A 17,715-nucleotide genomic window follows, 5' to 3' on the forward strand; every position below is an offset into this window, starting at 1 on the left:
GCTTACTAAATAAAAAAAATTAAGTTAACTCGAGATAATATGAGACGAATTCGCTGAATGTGTTCCAGGTCTAGTCCCTCGACGAGTCCATAAAAACGAATGCGTGAAGGCTTCGAATTTAAATGTCTCAGTGGTGGAACGCAAAAGAGCCGTCTGGTGAGACGGCTCTTAATTTAGATAACAAATGTCTTCTTACGACACAGCTTAGTGTTTTGTGGCATCAGCAGCCTGAACCATCAGTTCCGCAATTTGCTGCGAAAACTTCACTGGATCAGGGATGTTTGAGCCTTCGTTCAACAATGCTTGGGCAAAAAGAATTTCTGTCCATTTCGTTTGTTGTTCAGGAGTCGCTTTTAACATCTTTTCAAACACTGGATGCTTTGGATTGATCTCCATGATGCGTTTCACTGGGGTGCCATACTCACGACCCATTTGCGATAACAACTTCTGCATGTGTGCGGAAGGGTCTTGAGACGCAGACACCAAGCACGCTGGTGTGTTTGTCAAACGCTCTGAAAGAACAACGTCTTTGACGTCGTTTTCCAAAGTTTTCTTCATCGTATCAAGGACAGGGCGAAGAGTGAATTCAGCTTGCTTTAACTCTTCTTCTTTTTGTTTTTTCTCTGCCTCTGAATCAAGGTCTAAACCTTGCGCCATAATGCTTTGCAATTTTTTGCCTTTGAATTCTGGCATTGAGTTCACAACCCATTCGTCCACAGGATCAACCAACAGAAGAACTTCGTAGTTTTTCTCTTTCAATTTTTCCAAGTAAGGGCTGTGGCTGACTTGAGTCAAGTTGTCACCCGTGATGAAGTAAATGTCTTTTTGACCTTCCTTCATGCGAGTCACGTATTCTTCAAGAGTCGTCATTTTGTCTGAAGACGTTGAATGGAACAAGGTCAGTTCTTCAAGTTTTTCTTTATTCGCGCCATCGCTAGGAATGCCTTCTTTTAAAGTGGCGCCGAATTCAGTCCAGAAGTTTTCATACTGGCTGCGATCGTTTTTCAAAAGATCCTTCAAAGCGGCAAGAACCTTGTTTGTCACATTTTTGCGAATCTGCGTGACTTGACGGTCTTGTTGTAAGATTTCGCGCGACACGTTCAAGGAAAGATCGGCGCTGTCGACCAAACCTTTTACGAAGCGCAAGTAAGTTGGAATCAACTCTTTGCAATCAGCCATGATGAACACACGTTTGATGTAAAGGCTTAGACCGTAAGCAGAATCCTGCATGTTAAAGTTGAACGGCTTTTTAGCAGGGATGTACATAAGCGCGTTGAACTCCATTGTACCTTCCGCTTTGTAGTGGATGGTTTTCAATGGTTCGTTCCAGTCGTGTGACAAGTGCTGGTAGAATTCCTTGTGTTCTTCTTTCGTCACTTCAGAAGGGGATTTCAACCAGATCGCTTTTTGTGAATTGATTGTTTCGTCTTCAGCTTTATCGTTTTTCAATTTAATTGGATGCGCGATAAAGTCAGAATATTTTTTAACCAAAGACTTCAATGTCCAAGTATCAGTGAAGTCTTGAACTTCATCTTCTTCTTTAAATGCCTTCAAATGCAAAGTGATTGTCGTGCCGGTACCACCTGGACGAGGAACCGAATCAATCGTGTAAGTGCCATCGCCATTTGATTCCCACACTGTGCCGTCATTGGTGCCGGCTTTTTGGGTATGCAAAGTCACTTTATCAGCAACCATAAATGCAGAATAGAAGCCAACACCGAATTGACCAATCAATTCGGGTTTGTTTTTCATTTCTTCATTCATTTGCACGAAGGCTTTTGCGCCAGAACGGGCGATTGTTCCGATAAACTGTGTGACTTCTTCTTGAGTCATACCGATACCGTTATCGATGATTTTCAAAGTGCGTGCTTGAGTGTCTGGTTCCAAACGGATCTCAGGTTGCCAGTTTTCAGGCAACAAAGCCGCGTGAGTCAAAGATTGGAATTTAAGTTTGTCGATAGCATCAGAGGCGTTGGAAACGAGCTCTCTTAAAAAGATTTCTTTGTGTGAATACAAAGAGTGAATAACGATATCTAATAGCTGTTTAATCTCTGCGTTAAAACTTTGGGTTTGTTTCGCCATAATAACTCCTCAATACAAATACGGGCCCGCTCATTGCTGACAGCAAGCGTCCTTAGAAATATGAGGATTGGATGGAGTTTGGCAAGGCGCTAAGAGTAAAAAAATGAGCTTATTTGATGGCTTTTATGACATTTGAGACTTTGTCTAAAGCGACTTTGCCCCACGGCGTTTTTTCGCAAGAGACGCGACCAAAGTGCCCTTCGTTCATTTGTTTGACCGGCTGAAATCCCATATCTGCCGCAGGATTTTTTGTCAGATAGTCTTCAATTTCAAACTTATAACCCAAAGTTCCCTGAACGCGGTTTTTTTCAAGAAGCTTAAATACCGCAGCCATATTTTCTTCATCACGCACCAAAGAGATCGTGCGAGCACTGTATTTTTTTAGAATCGGAGCGACATCATTGCCATAGAAGCGTTTGCTTAACACCGCCAGGGTAAAGTCTTTTTTATCAAGATAAGCTTCAAGATCGGTGTTTTTAGCGTCGATATATTTTTTTAAAGTGATCAGACCCATTTTGTATGGCGTCTTGGTGAAGGATGCCCCGAAGTAAGCGAACTCTTCACGCTGTGGGCTTTGCAGCAAAATCAGTGTGCAATAGTGGTTTTTCTTTTTTAAAGAAACTTCGCCGCGGGGAATGCTCTGTAAATGGTAGCGGTGTTCGTATTCAGGAAGAGATTTTTCAATCTGTCTGTGAAGATCGGCGATAGGACCGCTGGCTGCTTGGATATCAATAATTTCGTGTGCAGTGTTGGTTGAGATGAAAGGTGGCATATCTGCCACGAACCAATTGATGACTTCTTTTGCCTGAGCATTGAATCCGCTAAGCAGAGTCAGTGCGAAGACCCATGTACTGAAATGTTCCATAGATTTTAGTTTATTCGAAAACACGAACTCCTCCAAGAGCTTCGTGTTTTTGAAAACTAATTTAACGCGAAGTCTAGGGTCAAAAAGACTCCGCCGTGGGGGTATTAGTAATGAAAATTCATTCTGTCTGCAATTGTTTTAGGCAATTGCGGAACTTTCGAGCGCGGAATGAAGAACGTCGTTAAGTTAAAGAAGTCTGTGAAAATCTTGTGCTTCGAAGTCGCATCGGCAAGATATTTGTGACCACTTGAACCACCCGTACCAATTTTTTGTCCCAACATACGATAAGCCATCAAAGCATGGCGATAGCGCCACGTTGTCATTGTCTCATCGATGTCTAGCAATGCACGAATAATTCTGAATGGCGTCTGCAGAATGGGTTGATCGCGGTAGAGCTGAATCAACAACGCCGCATGCATCGCTTTGTAGCTAAGACGGAAGTGACCGCCTGCGCGCAATTCGTTGAATGCTTTTTCGTCAAACAAGGCGTCGAAAGTTTTCAATGAAGCTTCAAGGCCTTTGATGTTTTTTTCTTTATCTTCTTCCGGCAAACGTGGGTTTGCTTTTACTGTGTTGATGTCTTCTTGGAACATCTGATTCACAGCCTGCTTGTACGTATCCCAGAAGTTGAAATTTTCACCTTGCAGGAACGGAGTGCGCTCGAGCCATTTTTCCACCGCATCAAACAACGAACTTTGATTTAACACGTCCATCATTTCTTTTGCTTGGTCGTCAGTCAGCGATTTGTAGAAGGGAGATTGATTGTAAGCCAAGCGGTCGTCAATGCGCAGACCTAGCTTTGTTTCAATCAAGCGCCATTGGTAGCTTTGGAACCCTGACGCTGGATAAAGCATGTCGCGGAAATCCAAGAAATCAAGGGGAGTCATCGTTTCTAAAACGTCAACCTGGCCAATGATTAACTTCAAGATGCTGACGATACGCTCTAAGCGAGCGCTCGCGCGACCCATTTCTTCTTCTTGAATTTGTGGCTGTTGGAAAGTTTTAAGAACTGAATCCAATTCAAAAAGAATTTGTTTGAACCACAACTCATAAGTTTGGTGAACGACGATAAAAAGCATTTCATCGTGAGCAGGTTTTCCATACTCAACACTTTTCGGGTGTTGCGCATGCAAGATTTTATCGATGTCTAGATAGTTGTGGTAGTGCACCGGAGGATATTTCATCTTGAAAGTTCCTTAATGGCTTGTGCGAATCCTTGAATATCTTCAGGGGTTGTATCCCACGAAGTCATCCAACGGCATTCGAATGTGTTTTCGTCCCAAACGTAAAAGAAATATTTTTCGCGCAAAGGTTTTACCCACGTCGAAGGAATCGTTGCAAAGACTGCGTTGCTTTGCGGTTTTTCACGAAGTTTGACTCCGGGAATGCCTTCGACAAGAGTGTAAAGTTCTTGAGCGCGTTTTAAAGAATTATCTGCGATGGACTTCCACAGATCATTTTTAAAGTAAGAAATAAACTGACAAGCAATGAAGCGCGACTTCGAGGGAAGTTGGCTGCTTTGTTTGCGGATGTATTTAAAATCCTGGGCCAGGGCTTTATTCAAAAAGATCACCGCTTCACCCATCAGCAATCCGTTTTTAGTACCGCCAAATGAAACGACGTCCACACCAAGATCGGTGGTGATTTCTTTAAAGCTTTTCTTTAAGAAACAAGCCGCATTGGCAAGGCGCGAGCCATCGATATGCACGAACAGCTTTTTGTCTTTGGCCCATGTGATAAGAGCCGTGAGCTCTTCAACAGAATAGGTCGTACCAAGTTCTGTGGGTTGCGTGATACTTAAGACTTGCGCTTGCGAATAGTGCTGATCGCCGCGACGAATGAAATACTTTTCAAGTTCGGCTACGGACAGTTTGCCGTTCGTAGACGGTACAGGGATCAACTTGCATCCCGCCATTTGTTCAGGCGCGCCACATTCATCTACGTTGATGTGGGCAACGTCCGAACATAAAACCGATTGATAAGGACGAGTTAGTGCGCGTAAAGCGGTAACGTTCGCTGCCGTGCCATTAAAGACAAAGAACACCTGCGCGTCTTTACCGAAGTGTTTGCGGAATTCTTCGATGGCTTGTTCAGTCCAATCGTCAGTTCCATAAGACGGCGCATGTTCAATATTTGCTTCTGCGAAAGAAGCAAGAATTAGTGGATGAACTCCCGCGTGATTGTCGCTGCCGAAACCACGTTTCATAGACTAGCCTTTGTTAAGTTGCGCAAAGATAAAGTTATGCGAAAGAAGTGCCGCTAATTTGCTAGTGCGTTTATCTTGATCGAGCGCCGGTGACACTTCGTAAATGCCCATGCCACGCACGTCAAAGTTCGCAATCATCCACTGCAAGCTTGCTAAGAAGTCGCGAGTAAATAATCCCGTTGTCCAAGACTGACTGCAACCTGGAGCTTCGTTGGAGGTGAAAGCATCGATATCCACACTTAAGAAAATCTTTTTCTTTTCTTTACCTTTAAGGAAAGAGGCAAGAACGGTTTGCAGACCTTTTTCATTTACGTCATCCAACATGAAGATGGAAGCGCCTTTGTCAGTGGCCCAGTTCATGTGGAATTTGCTATTGCATTGATTTTGAATTCCGACTTCCGCGAAATCAACTTTGCCAGCGAATTCAGTCATCAAGCGATAGAACGGAGTTCCTGAATTAAAGCCTTTATCGGTAGGGCGAACATCCATATGGGCATCAAAGTTGATCACCACCGCATCGTTTGGAAATGCCGACACAAAAGCTGTGCTGTCGCAATAGCCGTAGTCATGACCGCCACCAAACGAAATCCAGCGAATGTTTTTTTGCGCTAAACCGTGAACGATCTCGCGACCTTTTTCATGGCGAGCGGCCAACGGTTGTGACGTGTGCAAATCACCCAAGTCAGCAATCGCAGGCATGCGAGTCGCTAAAGGGTGCGGGGTCATCTTGTAAAGGAAAGTGCGAATCTCTTTAGGAGCTAAGTGAGCACCAACGCGACCGCCATTCAAAGCGATGCCTTCGTCATCAGGGTAGCCAAGGATTGCGATGTCAGTTGAAGAAGAGATGCTTTCTAGGGCCGTCTCGGCGATAAGCTGTACGCATTCACCTAGACGAGGATCTTCTTTGTCGTTTTTAGTAAAAAGAAGATTCTTGTCGGTAGGATGTAGCCAGTTCATTATTTCAGATTGCCTCGACGAGTAAGGATCAATGTTTTAGTCACATTGCCGTTGTCAGTATCGTAGATCTTCATGATGGCGATCTCTTTGCTGAATTGGATTGTTGCGAATGTTGTGCTTTCAAGATCAGACAAGAAAAGCACCCACTCTTTACCATCAGAAGGAGTTACGCTGTATTTGTAATCAACTGGTTTTACAGTTTGGAAGTCATCGCTATTACGAGACGCCTTAAGATCTGTGTTTGAACCAGGATAGAAGCTTAATGTCTTGAAGTCGTGAACAGAGATCACACCTTGGCGGCTGATCCATGTACCCAGCATGCGTTTCAAACCAACGTAATCAACGCTTTCGATAGAAGCTTGGCATGTGTCTTTGTCGTAGATTCCAGTTGCTGTAATGTGATCGCCAGGAGAAAGTTTTTCTAAAGCAACTTGGGCATCCGTAGATTTTGTTTCAATGCGATAGCTTGGGCAATCATCGTTCGCTTGCAAATAGATGTCTTGGCCTTTTCTTTCAATGAAGCCCGCAACCGGTTGCACAGCAACGGCCCATGTTGAAAAAACAGAGGTGAGGACGAAAAGTAATACTCGCATGGCTGACCTTGTTCCATGGCTCCGAAATCCGGTCAATAGTAAAACTACTCTAAAGTTTGACTGTGCGAGTCAACTGCTTAACAAAAGGGCAATTTTCAGCATTTTTCAGAGAGAAGTTGCGCAGTCTAATAAACTCTTAACTTTAAACTGTTATTTGAAACAATTTACTAAAATTTGCCGGAAATGGGCCTGACTATTTGGGGCCTAAAATCATAAAGTGAGGACAGATTCGTTTGCATTTGATAATTGCCTGCCGACATTTCTTGCGTGGTTATTCAGGAAACGCTTAAACTATCAGCACATGTCCAAAAATAACGAGTCGTCTTATCTAGTGTTTCCTTGGAACGGTCAGATCCCAGCGGGTGAAACGGTAACGCTTCGTGATTTGGATGTCATCGGTGTGGGCGCTAAGCGCCGCAAACAAATCGAAGCTTTGCAGGGCGCGAAGCAAATTATTCTGCAAACTCACGAAGCTTTTATTCCTGATGGCGTACGTAGCATTTACGATGATGAGTTGTTTCGCAGTCTGCAGTGGTTGCGACCTTTGCGCATTGATAAAATTTCCGAATTCAATTTGTTAGACGAACAGAAAAAAATCTTCCAACGTGTGTTTCCTAAAACGGCGCAAACTCTGGGACTTGCGGCAGCAAAGGTTCGTGATTCCTATTTGGCTGAAATGGAATGGAGCAGTTGGTTGCTGCAAGATCACTGGCGTTATTTCGTAGGTTATCTTCGTCAGCGTTTTCCGCAACAAAAAGAACTTGTTGATCTTGCTTATTGGGAGTGGGTGCAAGCGTGGTTGGAAGTTCAACCTTTTGATCTGCACACGAATTTGGAAAAAGGCATCTTGACGGTGAATCCGTCTTTGCAAATTGTTCCGCTGCTTGAGAACAATTCGATCTTAGGAAAAATGAAAGGCATGTACGCCTTTGTTTATTCTGAAAAACAGGAACAAGTTCTTGAAAAACCTCTGACGGCAGCACAAGCCTTGTTGTTAGATTTGCTGCAAGAAGATCGCAAATTTTCAACGGAACAGTTGGTAGAGATGGCGAGCATCAGCGAAGAACTTCAACCCAATTTAAATAAAACACAATGGGCTGAAGTCGTAACAGACATGCTTAACTCAGAGATTCTTTTTCAGAACTAACTAAAGCTGTCGCACTGGATTCTTTATTCTGATGCTCATGCAGAAAATCTTCTTTAACGCGATCATAGAACGAATGTTTTTGCAGCAGACTTGAAACCCACATGGCCACAGTCGCTGCAATCATCATTGGGAACAGCGCCGAGTGACGATCTGTCATTTCAAAAATTAAAATAAATGCAGTGAATGGCGTGCGCATGAAACCGGTTAGGAAGGCGATCATACCAGCCATAATCAAAAGATGGTGATTATGAGTCCAGAAGAACTCCGAAAGCAAAGAGCCCATCGTTGCACCGACCGCTAATGATGGCGCGAATAAACCGCCGGCAACTCCAGCAAGTGACATTAATAGAGGCCCTGCAATACGCACTAGCATATCAAACGGTGTGGCCCAGTTGTTTTTAAATAACAGATCCATGATCAGGACCTTGCCACCGCCAACTCCCGTTGCGCTTACAAAATAAATTCCCAGCCAGAACAACAAACCACACGCAAGATTCAGAGCGATCAGTTTTTTTATTCCCTTTAAACGTTTTCTGAATTTTGAAATTTCATAAAGGGCCGAACCAAAATACGATCCCATGGCGCCAGCAAGAATGCCAATGACGACAACAAAAAGATAAGTTTGGAACACAACACTTTCCAGGTGCGGGAATCCGAAATAGAGATAACCGCCTGAAAAAGTTTGCACGATAATGCCGGTTGTGATGATCGACCACAGAACGTATGTTTTAAAGTTGTTAAAACTATCTTTGCTTAACTCTTCAAGAGCATAAGCGATACCACCCAGGGGTGTGTTGAAAGCGGCAGCAAGACCTGAAGCACCACCGGCAAGAATGAAAGTGCGCAACGTCGTTTGGCGAATCCATTTCGTTGATTTTTCGCCAATGCGATAAAAGATGCCCGACGCGATTTGTAGTGTAGGACCTTCTTGACCGACAGCACCACCACCTAAGACACACACCAAAGACGCAATGATTTTAACTAAGATCACACGAATGCCGATCAATTTGCGAATGATCATCTTGTCTTTAGAGGGATCAAGTTCATTTGCGATTAACATCTGCGGAATACCGCTGCCCCCGGCTTGTGCTGCGATCTTATGCGGAATAAACCAGCTTAAAAACACCGTTGCTAGGGTGGCCAGTAACGAAACGCTCCAGTGGGTTTCGCGCAAAATCCATGACGCCGCTTCCTCGACTTGAAAGAACAGTTTGGAATAGATAATGGCCGTACCTGCAGCCACAAGACTGGCAATCAGATAAGGCACGACACGAAGTGACTCTTCGTATTCAACTTTCTTTAAAAGATATTGAGCTTTAGAGCGTAAAGAAGAAATAAGCATCTCTTAAAGAAATACGCCTCTTATTTCAAAATGCAAATCTTAATTAATCTTTGTGAAGAGAAGGTGCGTTGGTCCATGTTTCTGAAGAGCGACGTTGATAGAATTCATCAAATTCTTTGCGATAGCTCTTTAATAAAGCCTCGGAATGCCAGGACTCCATCAGCTCTTTATATTTAGGTGTCCCTGATATCCTGCGCAGTATTGAATCCAGGCGCGAAATGGTTTTTAAACCCCAGTCTGTTTTACTGCACGCGATATGCACAACAACTAAGCCTCGTTGTTCTTCGATTTCAGCAAATGAAAAGTTGCCGATAACAAGTTTATTGCTTTGCAGATAGCGGGCGACTTCTTCGTATTCGATCGCATAATCGAAGCGTTTTGCCGACAGCATATTCAAAGTGCTGGAGGAATCAGGAATGCCCTGCAACGTTTCGACATTTGATTTGTTTTTATGTGTTTTAATAATCGCATCAAGTGTTGAACCGTAAGATCTGTCCGCCGATAAACCCGCGCGCAAATCTTTTTGATCAAGCAAACGCGCAAGCGATACGACTTTGGCTTCAAACATTTTGTTTTTAAAGTCTTCTGTGCGGAACACTAATTGAGGTGGTGGTTGAATATAAAACGCCGTGAAGTAAGCATACTTTTCGCGCTCCGGGGTGCGCAGATGCGAGACATTGCAAGTGTAGGGACTTTGTTTGCGCATTTGCGCGAGGGAATTGAGGGAGTAATACAACGATTCAAACTGCGTATCCGGCATTTGACTTTGCAGATAATCCAGCAGTTTGTCGATATAGCCTTGGCCAGCTCGTGGTCCCGAAGTTTCAAAGTAGGGTGGCCAATTAGGTTTGTACCAAATGATGCGTTCTTTTGTAGAAGCGGCTTCAGCAAAACTTGAACTGAAGAGGAATGACACAGAAAAAATAAACGAGAAGAGTGAAGCCAACATGAAGTCTCCGCAATTGACTTCATTTTAACGGGGCTTAGCCTTATTGCACACTATGTAGTTTTGCTGGCTTGTAGTCTGACAAGGGCCAAAGCTGATCGACCCAAGAATTTAAAGCAAAATTCTTAAACTGACGGTGGCGGTCTTTCGCATGCAGTTGAGTTTGCTCAAAGGATTCAGAAAGATAAGCCAGATCTGCTTTTGAATCGTCCATCAAACGTAATGCAAGGGCGTTCAATATTTCAGAGCTATGTAAACCTTGAAGTTCTGTTTGCGCGATACTTTCACCAGAATAAGTTTTAACACGCATTAAAAGATGCGCATGGCTTTGGCGAAGATCGGCTAGGTCAATCGGTGCCAGATCGTGCAACGATTGATTCCAGACGTGTTTTAAGCGCAAATCCAAATACTCAAAGACTTGGAAGCCAAGAATTTTATCGCCGTAAAGTAAAACACTCACCTGATCGCCGGGCCACTGTGTTGCTGGTGATTTTTGTTGAAGATAAAGATTGTAAACACGGTTGAACAGCTCGACATGACTGTGAGGAAGGGACCGAGGGTTCAAAAGAAGAAATTGAAATCCGTGCATGGATTTCTTATCGGAAGATCCAGAAAAAAGAAGAGCCTCTTTTTAGAGGCCCCTGATGATGTCGTTTAAAAATTGAAGATGTTGTAAAGGATGTTTGCCCACGTGTTCGATCATAAGCTTTTTCGCAGCTTCTGCTTTCGGCACGCCTTCGAATGTGATCAGACGATCCATCGCATTTGCTGAAGAAACGATCACTGCAAGCGGGTCGGTGTCTTTTTCGCGAAGACCCAAGGGGCCTGTGCCGTTCGAAGTTTCTTCATGTTGTGCGATGATATTGATAACAGCTTGGTCAAAGTGCTTTTTGTCTTGAACTTTTTCAGCACCAGCTTGGGGATGGCGTTTCCAGTTTACAAGATCTTCGCCAGCCATTTTATCAAGTGGTTGCACCAAGTTGATATTCGTATTGTAGTGACCGTAATCGTGTAACAAAGCTCCCAGAGTCAGAAGCTGCGTTTTCTTTGGATCGTTCATTCCTAGTTTTTGCGCAAGCGCAATCGCGAGGGTAGAAACAGTCACACCGTGATGGGCAATATTCTTATCGGTATTTTCTAAATTCATTACAGTGTTTAATGCCTGAGCATTGCTCATAATGAAATTAACATACTTCCCTGCGGCGTCTTTGGCGTAGTTATACGATTCGACGTTTTCTGGATTCTCAAATACTTCTTCAGCATTGCTTTGTTGCGCGCCTTGAATGATCTCGGCACGAGTGCCGATGTCTTTGTTTGAGTTGTTGTCGTAAGCGATCTCGATGTTTTTTTGAAGGTAGTTGCGATAACTCACTTCTTCGTCTGTCAGGATGAACATCTTCTTGAGTTTTTTCTCTTTCAAGCGTTGCAGACGATCGCCTTCAAAACTGTCCCCACGACGAAGGTAGAGGATCATTTTCTCATTGATCTTGATATAGGCGTTAAAGTCGATCTTCTGATCTCCGCGTAGAGTACTCACGCGAATAGAAACATAATCCATTGCCTGCCATTCCTTCGGTTGCTATCGTTGACTTAATGTCGATTGATAAAGAGATTGTAGAAGATTTTGTAAGCGAGTCAAAGACCTTGATTGAAGAGTTGATTGACCTTCTCGAAAGTATTGAAGGTGATTTTTCTCGTGTTCATGAATTGGCTGACTATGGAAACAACGTGGACCGCATTATGGGGGGCGCAAAAAATTTAGCGCTCATGGCAGATGGGGATCACGCACTTCATATGATTTCTGACTATGCGGCTTTGTGTAAAGCTGTCGGTTATAAGGCGTCACAAATCAAAAACAATGAAGGTTTTTTCGACGTCTGTGTGGCGTTGTTGTTAGATGCTACGGAAACGCTTGAAGTTCTGCTACAACACATTCACGATCCTGCAGCAAAATTGCGTCAAACAATTCCTGAAGCTTTTATCGAAAGATTGCGTTGGGTGTCTCAACAATTCAGTGACGAATATTCTATGAGTGTCGGCACAGGACAGACTGAGAGCAAGAAAATGGCTCAATCAGAAATCGACGATCTTTTAAAAAAGCTCGGCCTTTAATTTTATACAGATTAATAACAAATCACGACAAGACCAACTGCGCCTGAACCCGCAGTTGCGGCTGTGCTTCCGCCAGGCAAAGAACCCGCGCCGCCGCCGCCACCTCCGTAGCTGCCAGCAGTACCACCATTTTTACCTTCATAGCCACCACCACCGCCGCCACCAGATCCTAGAGTAGGGGACGTGGAAATATCTGATGCTATCGCAGGAGTTGAAGGAGGAGTACCCAAAGCTTGAGAACCCGTGGCTCCAACGCCACCGAATCCGCCGCCGCCGTTACCACCATTGCCACCTTTAGCGCCATTTGCAGGGGCGACTGCAGAGACTCCGGCGCCTTTAGGTCCCGCAGCACCACCACCGCCTCCGCCACCACCAGAGCCTGATGCCGTGACACCGATTGAACCGTTACCACCAGAGTACACAAGAACATTGCCCGATGAAGTTGCCGGAGTAGGAGTCCCACCAACACCCACCGTGCCGACACTACTTGCTGAAGTGCCACCGCCGCCACCACCACCAGCGATGTAAGTTGTGCCGCCAATAGTAATGGAAGTCGCTCCTCCTGCGGTTCCCGCAATACCTGTATCTTTTGAAGAAGCTCCAGCGCCACCAGCGCCGACTGTGTAAGAAAGAACTTGATTCGCAGTTAATGTCGCGTTGGTGATTTTCACCATCGCGCCGCCACCACCGCCACTGCCACCGTATTTACCAAAATTGGTGTCAGTTGTTGAACCCCCACCACCGGCGCCGATAAGTAAAATCCAATTTTTAGAATTATTCGCGGCGGTCCACGTATTCGGAACTGTAAATGTGCCAGAGCCCGCGGTGTTATAATAAGTCTGCACCGTTGTGCACACGGCAGCGCTTTGATTATTGCTCATCATAGCAAACGGGATTAGTTGAGCATGGGAAGCTGTTGATGCGAGAAGAGTGAAAGAAAATACTCCAAGACATAAACGTTTGCGAAGGGATGAGTTTTTAAAAATCACGCACCCTCCGAGTTAGTAGCCGTCAATTGATGCAAGGTAAACGTAGTTGCCCATCACAATGAAAGTGAACAGGGCGTGTTTGCCTGCCGTCTGTACAAGACTGACGGATCCAGTTTTTAAAGTAAGGGCTGTCGATCCTGCATCACTGAATGTGCTGAAGGCGCAAGTGCCACCATTGGTACCTTGAACGGCGAGTGTGTAAGTCGCACCACTTTTCATGTTGTTCAGGGTGATCGAACCGCAATCAGTTGTTGTGTACTGCAAGTTCCCAGTCGAAAAATCGATAACTGTGCCTGAACCGTTGGATACCGCAGTGGATTTGATTGTTCCATTGACGTCGAGTGTGGCTGTAGCAGTGCCTAACCCGATGCCAACCATGCCCCCGGTCGGATTCAGCATGATCGAGCCGTGACCGCTATTGTTTAAACCACCGTAGATCGAAACAGTTCCAGGATTGCCCGAGCCAGTGCCGCCATTGTTACTTTGGCCGGCCATTAAGGTGATGCTGCCACCATTTCCGTTATTTACGCCATAGCCCGCCGTAAGGGAAATATCTCCACCATTGTATGTTGTCGTGGTTTGTGAGTTCGCATTTCCCGACATTAGTGAGATGGGACTGCCTGAGCCTTCATAGGAAGAGCCAGCGTTCAAACTGATGCTGCCAGCTGAACCCGTGGAAGCAATAGTGGAGAAGACCATGTTTTTACCAGTCGGACCAGTGAAGCCGTTCCCAGAGACGTAACTTGGATACCAAGTCGAACCTCTCCAAGTGAATTTGTAGTAACTGCCATTGCGAGGGATGTTGTAAGTCGCTAATCCTGCATCGAATAATATGCCGTCAGGAGTGTTCGCCGTAAGAGCTCTAGTGCTAGAGTTGTCTGCTACAATGACCCACCAACCCACTGGCAAACCAGAAGTTGCAGGCAAAGTCACCGTAGAGTTCGCACTCGGTGTGAAATTCAAAGTTTGATAACCATCCGCCGCCGTCAGAGTTTTTGAAGCCGTGAAAACTGTCGAGTTGTATTTGTCTTTGAAGGGAATCCACGCGGAACCGTCGTTATATTCAAGCGTCGTCAAATCCGAGTTGTAACGAACGACACCCGCGTTCGCAGTTGGTTGTTGCGCGGTCGTACCTGCAGGCAAACGAAGACCATCGGATCTTGCAGCAAGGTCGAGAGTATATCCCGGTGCTGTTGTTCCAATCCCCATGTTTCCAGAAGAGTTGATCACCATACGATAAGTCACGGCATTTTTATCGAAGACACCGAAGGTGCCAGCGCCCGGGCCATTCGCAGAACCCGTCGAAATTAATAGATACTCGCGGCCGCCAGTGTCTGTACTTTTCAAAGAAAGTTCAGGGCCTGCAACGCCAGAGGATTCAATTTTAATTCCGTCATCACCCGTACTTGCATTTGAGATATGAAGTTTATAATCAGGAGCCGCCGTACCGATACCGATGTTACCACCAGAAGCAATCGTCATGCGAGATGTGTTGTTCGTAACAAATGAAAGAGATTTGTTATCAGTCGTACCCAACACAGCATTCGCTCCGAAAGCGTTACCACCATTCGAGAAAATGCCTGCTGAAGTTAACGAATAACAGCCAGCGATGCCTGAAGCATCAAAGCCAATCGTTTGACCAATTGTGCAATTAAACGAAGTGAAACCTGTGCCAGTTCCATTCGTCATCAAGATAGAATTTGCATTCAAGCTTGTTGAACCCGTACCACCTTTATTGACCGGAACGGCAGAAGGGAAGTTTGCTGGATCAGCAGAGATTGTGCCGGAAGAAACCGCGATACCAGAGCCGACTTGAACTACGCCCGATGTAGACGTTGTTGCTGCATTCACAGAGATCGCCGGAGTCGTTGAACCATTCGTCACAACAATGGGCGCCGTGCCACTGACAGTGGAAACAGTTCCTGTCGACGGGGAGATCCATTTTAGACCCGACGCTTGTGAAGAGTCCGCAGCTAAGATTTGACCGTCAGAACCTGCATTAAAACGAATATTGTTAGAACCATCGAAGGTTATCAAATCACCCTTCGTGGTAAGCGGTGATAAAGCATTAAACGCCGGAGCTTTCGTTGTTTGTCCCGTACCACCATTTGCGATTGGCAGAGTGCCCGTAATGTCTGAAGCTAAACTCACAGCAGAACCATTTGCCGCAGAAGTGAGGCGACCTTGAGCATCCACTGTGATATTCGCACGAGTGTAAGAGCCTGCTGTCACAGCCGTGTTTGCAAGATTCACAGTCACCGAACCCGAAGTGCCACCACCAGATAAACCAGTACCCGCAGTCACGCCTGTGATCGAACCGCCGCCACCCGCTGACGGAGTTGCCGGAGCCCAGTTCGTGCCATCGTAAGTTAAAACTTGTCCCGAAGTTGGAGCCGTCGTCGCTACATTCACGCCGCGAATTTTTGCAACAGTAGGGCTTGGCAATGTACCACTCAAGTCACCACCCGCTGTGGCGCCACTTTGTAGTGCGCCCACGATACGCGAATCATTACCAGCAGCCACCGTATTTGCAGCTGTGCCCACATTCACAGTCAAAGCCGGAGTTGAAGTTCCCGTCGCAACAGTCAAATACGAATTCGATGAAGTCACCGCAGTCACTGTGCCTGAACTTGGAATCGGCGAACACACCATGTTCGTGCCATTGAAAGTCAGGAAGTTATTTGCAGGACAAGTCGCAACCGGCATGATCGCTTTCAACAAGAAATCTGTTGAAGAATAGTTACCTAATTTTTCAGCGGAACGTGCGATCGCCGCATAAGGAACCGAGCGCACAGTTAAGTCCGGCGACAAAGTTTTCCAACCTGTGCCATCAAAGAACATCACACGCAGTTTTCGTGTATCGCCGGAAGCCGCGGCATATGTTGAACCGCCAGAGCACGTATAAGTTTTTGTATTATCGAAAACATCAAGAATTGTCAGCGAGCCATCGGAAGGATAAGTGACGGAGCCGCTACCGATCGGTACGTCAAAAACACCTTTAGAGTTCGTCATGTCATAACCACTGATTTGTTCTTGATAGATGATGCAAGTGCCAGCAGCATTTGTGACTTTAAAGATGAAGCTTACGTTATTGTATTCAAGAGGAGTATTATCAGAAGCTTCGATTTTGCCTTGATAACTTAACGACGCAGGTGACGCAAAAGTGCCCAAAGGAAAAAGCACCGCAAAAAAAACCATGAGACTGCGAAGGTACGAGCGAGTTTGCATCATCATGATATATTGATCGGTCTTTCACAAAAGTAACTGAAGGAAGACTCTTAATCGGTGATTAATTTTCCTTCCTGAGAACACAAGTTTATGCAAGCAGTGCTCGCATTAGAACAAAAACTCGCAACAATCGGAGATCGTTAGGAGTGCATACTTTATGTATGCAACTTTTCAAGAGTCCACTGCGCAAGTTCACCCAGACGTTCGTGACTTGCAAGTTCCGCAACCTCTTCACGAAGGACAGATAATTTTCTATTCGCGATAACGATCAAAGCATTGCGCTTTAATCCAAAAGATCCCGCGCGCGCCAGGGGAGTTCCAAAAAAATCTTTTTCTAATTTCTTTCCAGAAGAAATCAGAATGTAGCGCAAATCAGAAGTCAGAATTTCTTCGTCGTCAGTATTTAAAGCCTGCACCTGTTCAACGGACAATTGGCCTTTAAAAACTTTCTGATTCCACGGGCAAACTGTCTGGCATAAATCGCAACCAAAAAACCAATCACCAATTTTTTCACGCAGCTCTACCGGTGGCAACGCTCGCGATTCAATTGTCAGATAAGAAATGCATTTACGTGCATCCATTTTTTTTGGTTCAAGCAAAGCGCCTGTGGGACAAATATCAATACAGCGAGTGCAGGTGCCACAGAAGTCAGGCAGTGGTGCAACTTCGTGATCCACTTTTAAGGACGTGTAGATTTCACCAATAAAAAACAAGCTGCCTTTTTTGGGATGAATGATGCACGTGTTTTTTCCAACCCAGCCAAGGCCCGCACGTTTTGCAAGATCGCGTTCCAAAATCGGGCTGCTGTCTGTGAAAGATAAAAACTCTTCGTCGGGGAATTGTTCTTTCAGTTTTGCACACAGTTTGTTCATGCGCTCGCGGAACCAGTAGTGATAGTCGTAGCCTTTGGCGTACATACTAATGCGCGCATTCTTGACCGGAAAATCAGGCTTTTGTTCGGGATGAGGAAAATAGGGAATCGCAAACACCAAAGCCGATTGAGCACGCGGCCACTTCACCTGGGGCGTGTGTTTGATCGGGGCGTGTTCCGCAAGGTACTTCATGTCTCCATGCAGACCCTGATCTAACCACTCTTGATAGAATTCAAAACTCAAGGGTTTTGACAAAGGACTGTAGCCGAAATGGGAAAATCCCAGCTCCGTCAGTTCTTTTTCTATGAAGGTTGTCATCTCCTGAGGCGTCACAAGATCAACTTTTTCCTTTCGAGCTTTCTTTCGGGAAGTTCTT

15 protein-coding genes are annotated in these 17,715 nt (G+C 45.2%); 2 read left to right on the forward strand and 13 right to left on the reverse strand.

The annotated features are described in order from the left end of the window. Nucleotides 1-204: 204 nt before the first annotated feature. From htpG to DOE51_RS08565, 6 genes are all read right to left on the reverse strand, one after another. Nucleotides 205-2,082 (reverse strand): molecular chaperone HtpG, encoded by a 1,878-nt coding sequence (htpG, locus tag DOE51_RS08540; protein ID WP_142696111.1) that lies wholly within the window; start codon nucleotides 2,080-2,082, stop codon nucleotides 205-207. A gap of 109 nt (nucleotides 2,083-2,191) precedes the next feature. Next, entirely contained in the window at nucleotides 2,192-2,947 is a 756-nt protein-coding gene (locus DOE51_RS08545) for a TIGR02285 family protein (RefSeq protein WP_142696112.1), read from the reverse strand. A gap of 104 nt (nucleotides 2,948-3,051) precedes the next feature. Then, nucleotides 3,052-4,131 carry a tryptophan 2,3-dioxygenase family protein gene (locus tag DOE51_RS08550; RefSeq protein ID WP_142696113.1) on the reverse strand — a complete coding sequence of 360 codons (1,080 nt, stop codon included), beginning with the start codon at nucleotides 4,129-4,131 and terminating at the stop codon, nucleotides 3,052-3,054. Beyond that, nucleotides 4,128-5,153: a low specificity L-threonine aldolase gene (locus DOE51_RS08555; protein WP_142696114.1), complete on the reverse strand. Its 1,026-nt coding sequence runs from the start codon at nucleotides 5,151-5,153 to the stop codon at nucleotides 4,128-4,130. The genes DOE51_RS08550 and DOE51_RS08555 overlap by 4 nt, the downstream gene beginning before the upstream one ends. Before the next feature lie 3 nt (nucleotides 5,154-5,156). Continuing rightward, entirely contained in the window at nucleotides 5,157-6,110 is a 954-nt protein-coding gene (locus DOE51_RS08560; protein ID WP_142696115.1) for a formimidoylglutamase, read from the reverse strand. Continuing rightward, nucleotides 6,110-6,703 (reverse strand): hypothetical protein, encoded by a 594-nt coding sequence (locus DOE51_RS08565; protein ID WP_142696116.1) that lies wholly within the window; start codon nucleotides 6,701-6,703, stop codon nucleotides 6,110-6,112. The genes DOE51_RS08560 and DOE51_RS08565 overlap by 1 nt, the downstream gene beginning before the upstream one ends. 301 nt (nucleotides 6,704-7,004) lie before the next feature. Here DOE51_RS08565 and DOE51_RS08570 point away from each other — a divergent pair, with 301 nt between their 5' ends. Further along, a complete protein-coding gene (locus DOE51_RS08570; protein WP_142696117.1) occupies nucleotides 7,005-7,850 on the forward strand; it encodes a hypothetical protein in 846 nt (281 codons plus the stop codon). Here the strand turns inward: DOE51_RS08570 and DOE51_RS08575 are convergent. The 4 genes from DOE51_RS08575 to DOE51_RS08590 are packed head-to-tail and all read right to left on the reverse strand — an operon-like array spanning nucleotide 7,822 to nucleotide 11,696. Next, nucleotides 7,822-9,192, reverse strand: coding sequence for a chloride channel protein (locus DOE51_RS08575; RefSeq protein WP_142696118.1), 1,371 nt, complete (start codon nucleotides 9,190-9,192; stop codon nucleotides 7,822-7,824). The two genes, DOE51_RS08570 and DOE51_RS08575, sit on opposite strands and share 29 nt — an antisense overlap. Nucleotides 9,193-9,235: 43 nt before the next feature. Beyond that, nucleotides 9,236-10,141 (reverse strand): TIGR02285 family protein, encoded by a 906-nt coding sequence (locus DOE51_RS08580; protein ID WP_142696119.1) that lies wholly within the window; start codon nucleotides 10,139-10,141, stop codon nucleotides 9,236-9,238. A gap of 40 nt (nucleotides 10,142-10,181) precedes the next feature. After that, nucleotides 10,182-10,727 carry a hypothetical protein gene (locus DOE51_RS08585; protein WP_142696120.1) on the reverse strand — a complete coding sequence of 182 codons (546 nt, stop codon included), beginning with the start codon at nucleotides 10,725-10,727 and terminating at the stop codon, nucleotides 10,182-10,184. A 42-nt stretch (nucleotides 10,728-10,769) separates the two neighbouring features. Continuing rightward, a complete protein-coding gene (locus DOE51_RS08590) occupies nucleotides 10,770-11,696 on the reverse strand; it encodes an HD-GYP domain-containing protein (protein WP_142696121.1) in 927 nt (308 codons plus the stop codon). A 35-nt stretch (nucleotides 11,697-11,731) separates the two neighbouring features. Here DOE51_RS08590 and DOE51_RS08595 point away from each other — a divergent pair, with 35 nt between their 5' ends. After that, a complete protein-coding gene (locus tag DOE51_RS08595; RefSeq protein WP_142696122.1) occupies nucleotides 11,732-12,250 on the forward strand; it encodes a hypothetical protein in 519 nt (172 codons plus the stop codon). An 11-nt stretch (nucleotides 12,251-12,261) separates the two neighbouring features. Here DOE51_RS08595 and DOE51_RS19165 read toward each other — a convergent pair whose 3' ends face one another. From DOE51_RS19165 to queG, 3 genes are all read right to left on the reverse strand, one after another. Then, entirely contained in the window at nucleotides 12,262-13,134 is an 873-nt protein-coding gene (locus DOE51_RS19165; RefSeq protein WP_168196351.1) for a glycine-rich domain-containing protein, read from the reverse strand. Between the two features lie 117 nt (nucleotides 13,135-13,251). Continuing rightward, nucleotides 13,252-16,473 carry a hypothetical protein gene (locus DOE51_RS08600; RefSeq protein ID WP_142696123.1) on the reverse strand — a complete coding sequence of 1,074 codons (3,222 nt, stop codon included), beginning with the start codon at nucleotides 16,471-16,473 and terminating at the stop codon, nucleotides 13,252-13,254. A 149-nt stretch (nucleotides 16,474-16,622) separates the two neighbouring features. Beyond that, nucleotides 16,623-17,657 carry a tRNA epoxyqueuosine(34) reductase QueG gene (gene queG / locus DOE51_RS08605; protein ID WP_246845512.1) on the reverse strand — a complete coding sequence of 345 codons (1,035 nt, stop codon included), beginning with the start codon at nucleotides 17,655-17,657 and terminating at the stop codon, nucleotides 16,623-16,625. Nucleotides 17,658-17,715 lie beyond the last annotated feature (58 nt).

Source organism: Bdellovibrio sp. NC01 (assembly GCF_006874625.1).
Lineage (GTDB): Bacteria > Bdellovibrionota > Bdellovibrionia > Bdellovibrionales > Bdellovibrionaceae > Bdellovibrio.

Coding starts and splice junctions, on each gene's coding strand:
- htpG (WP_142696111.1), bottom strand. CDS start 2,082: ATGGCGAAACAAACCCAAAGTTTTAACGCAGAGATTAAACAGCTATTA.
- DOE51_RS08545 (WP_142696112.1), bottom strand. CDS start 2,947: ATGGAACATTTCAGTACATGGGTCTTCGCACTGACTCTGCTTAGCGGA.
- DOE51_RS08550 (WP_142696113.1), bottom strand. CDS start 4,131: ATGAAATATCCTCCGGTGCACTACCACAACTATCTAGACATCGATAAA.
- DOE51_RS08555 (WP_142696114.1), bottom strand. CDS start 5,153: ATGAAACGTGGTTTCGGCAGCGACAATCACGCGGGAGTTCATCCACTA.
- DOE51_RS08560 (WP_142696115.1), bottom strand. CDS start 6,110: ATGAACTGGCTACATCCTACCGACAAGAATCTTCTTTTTACTAAAAAC.
- DOE51_RS08565 (WP_142696116.1), bottom strand. CDS start 6,703: ATGCGAGTATTACTTTTCGTCCTCACCTCTGTTTTTTCAACATGGGCC.
- DOE51_RS08570 (WP_142696117.1), top strand. CDS start 7,005: ATGTCCAAAAATAACGAGTCGTCTTATCTAGTGTTTCCTTGGAACGGT.
- DOE51_RS08575 (WP_142696118.1), bottom strand. CDS start 9,192: ATGCTTATTTCTTCTTTACGCTCTAAAGCTCAATATCTTTTAAAGAAA.
- DOE51_RS08580 (WP_142696119.1), bottom strand. CDS start 10,141: ATGTTGGCTTCACTCTTCTCGTTTATTTTTTCTGTGTCATTCCTCTTC.
- DOE51_RS08585 (WP_142696120.1), bottom strand. CDS start 10,727: ATGCACGGATTTCAATTTCTTCTTTTGAACCCTCGGTCCCTTCCTCAC.
- DOE51_RS08590 (WP_142696121.1), bottom strand. CDS start 11,696: ATGGATTATGTTTCTATTCGCGTGAGTACTCTACGCGGAGATCAGAAG.
- DOE51_RS08595 (WP_142696122.1), top strand. CDS start 11,732: ATGTCGATTGATAAAGAGATTGTAGAAGATTTTGTAAGCGAGTCAAAG.
- DOE51_RS19165 (WP_168196351.1), bottom strand. CDS start 13,134: ATGATGAGCAATAATCAAAGCGCTGCCGTGTGCACAACGGTGCAGACT.
- DOE51_RS08600 (WP_142696123.1), bottom strand. CDS start 16,473: ATGATGATGCAAACTCGCTCGTACCTTCGCAGTCTCATGGTTTTTTTT.
- queG (WP_246845512.1), bottom strand. CDS start 17,657: ATGACAACCTTCATAGAAAAAGAACTGACGGAGCTGGGATTTTCCCAT.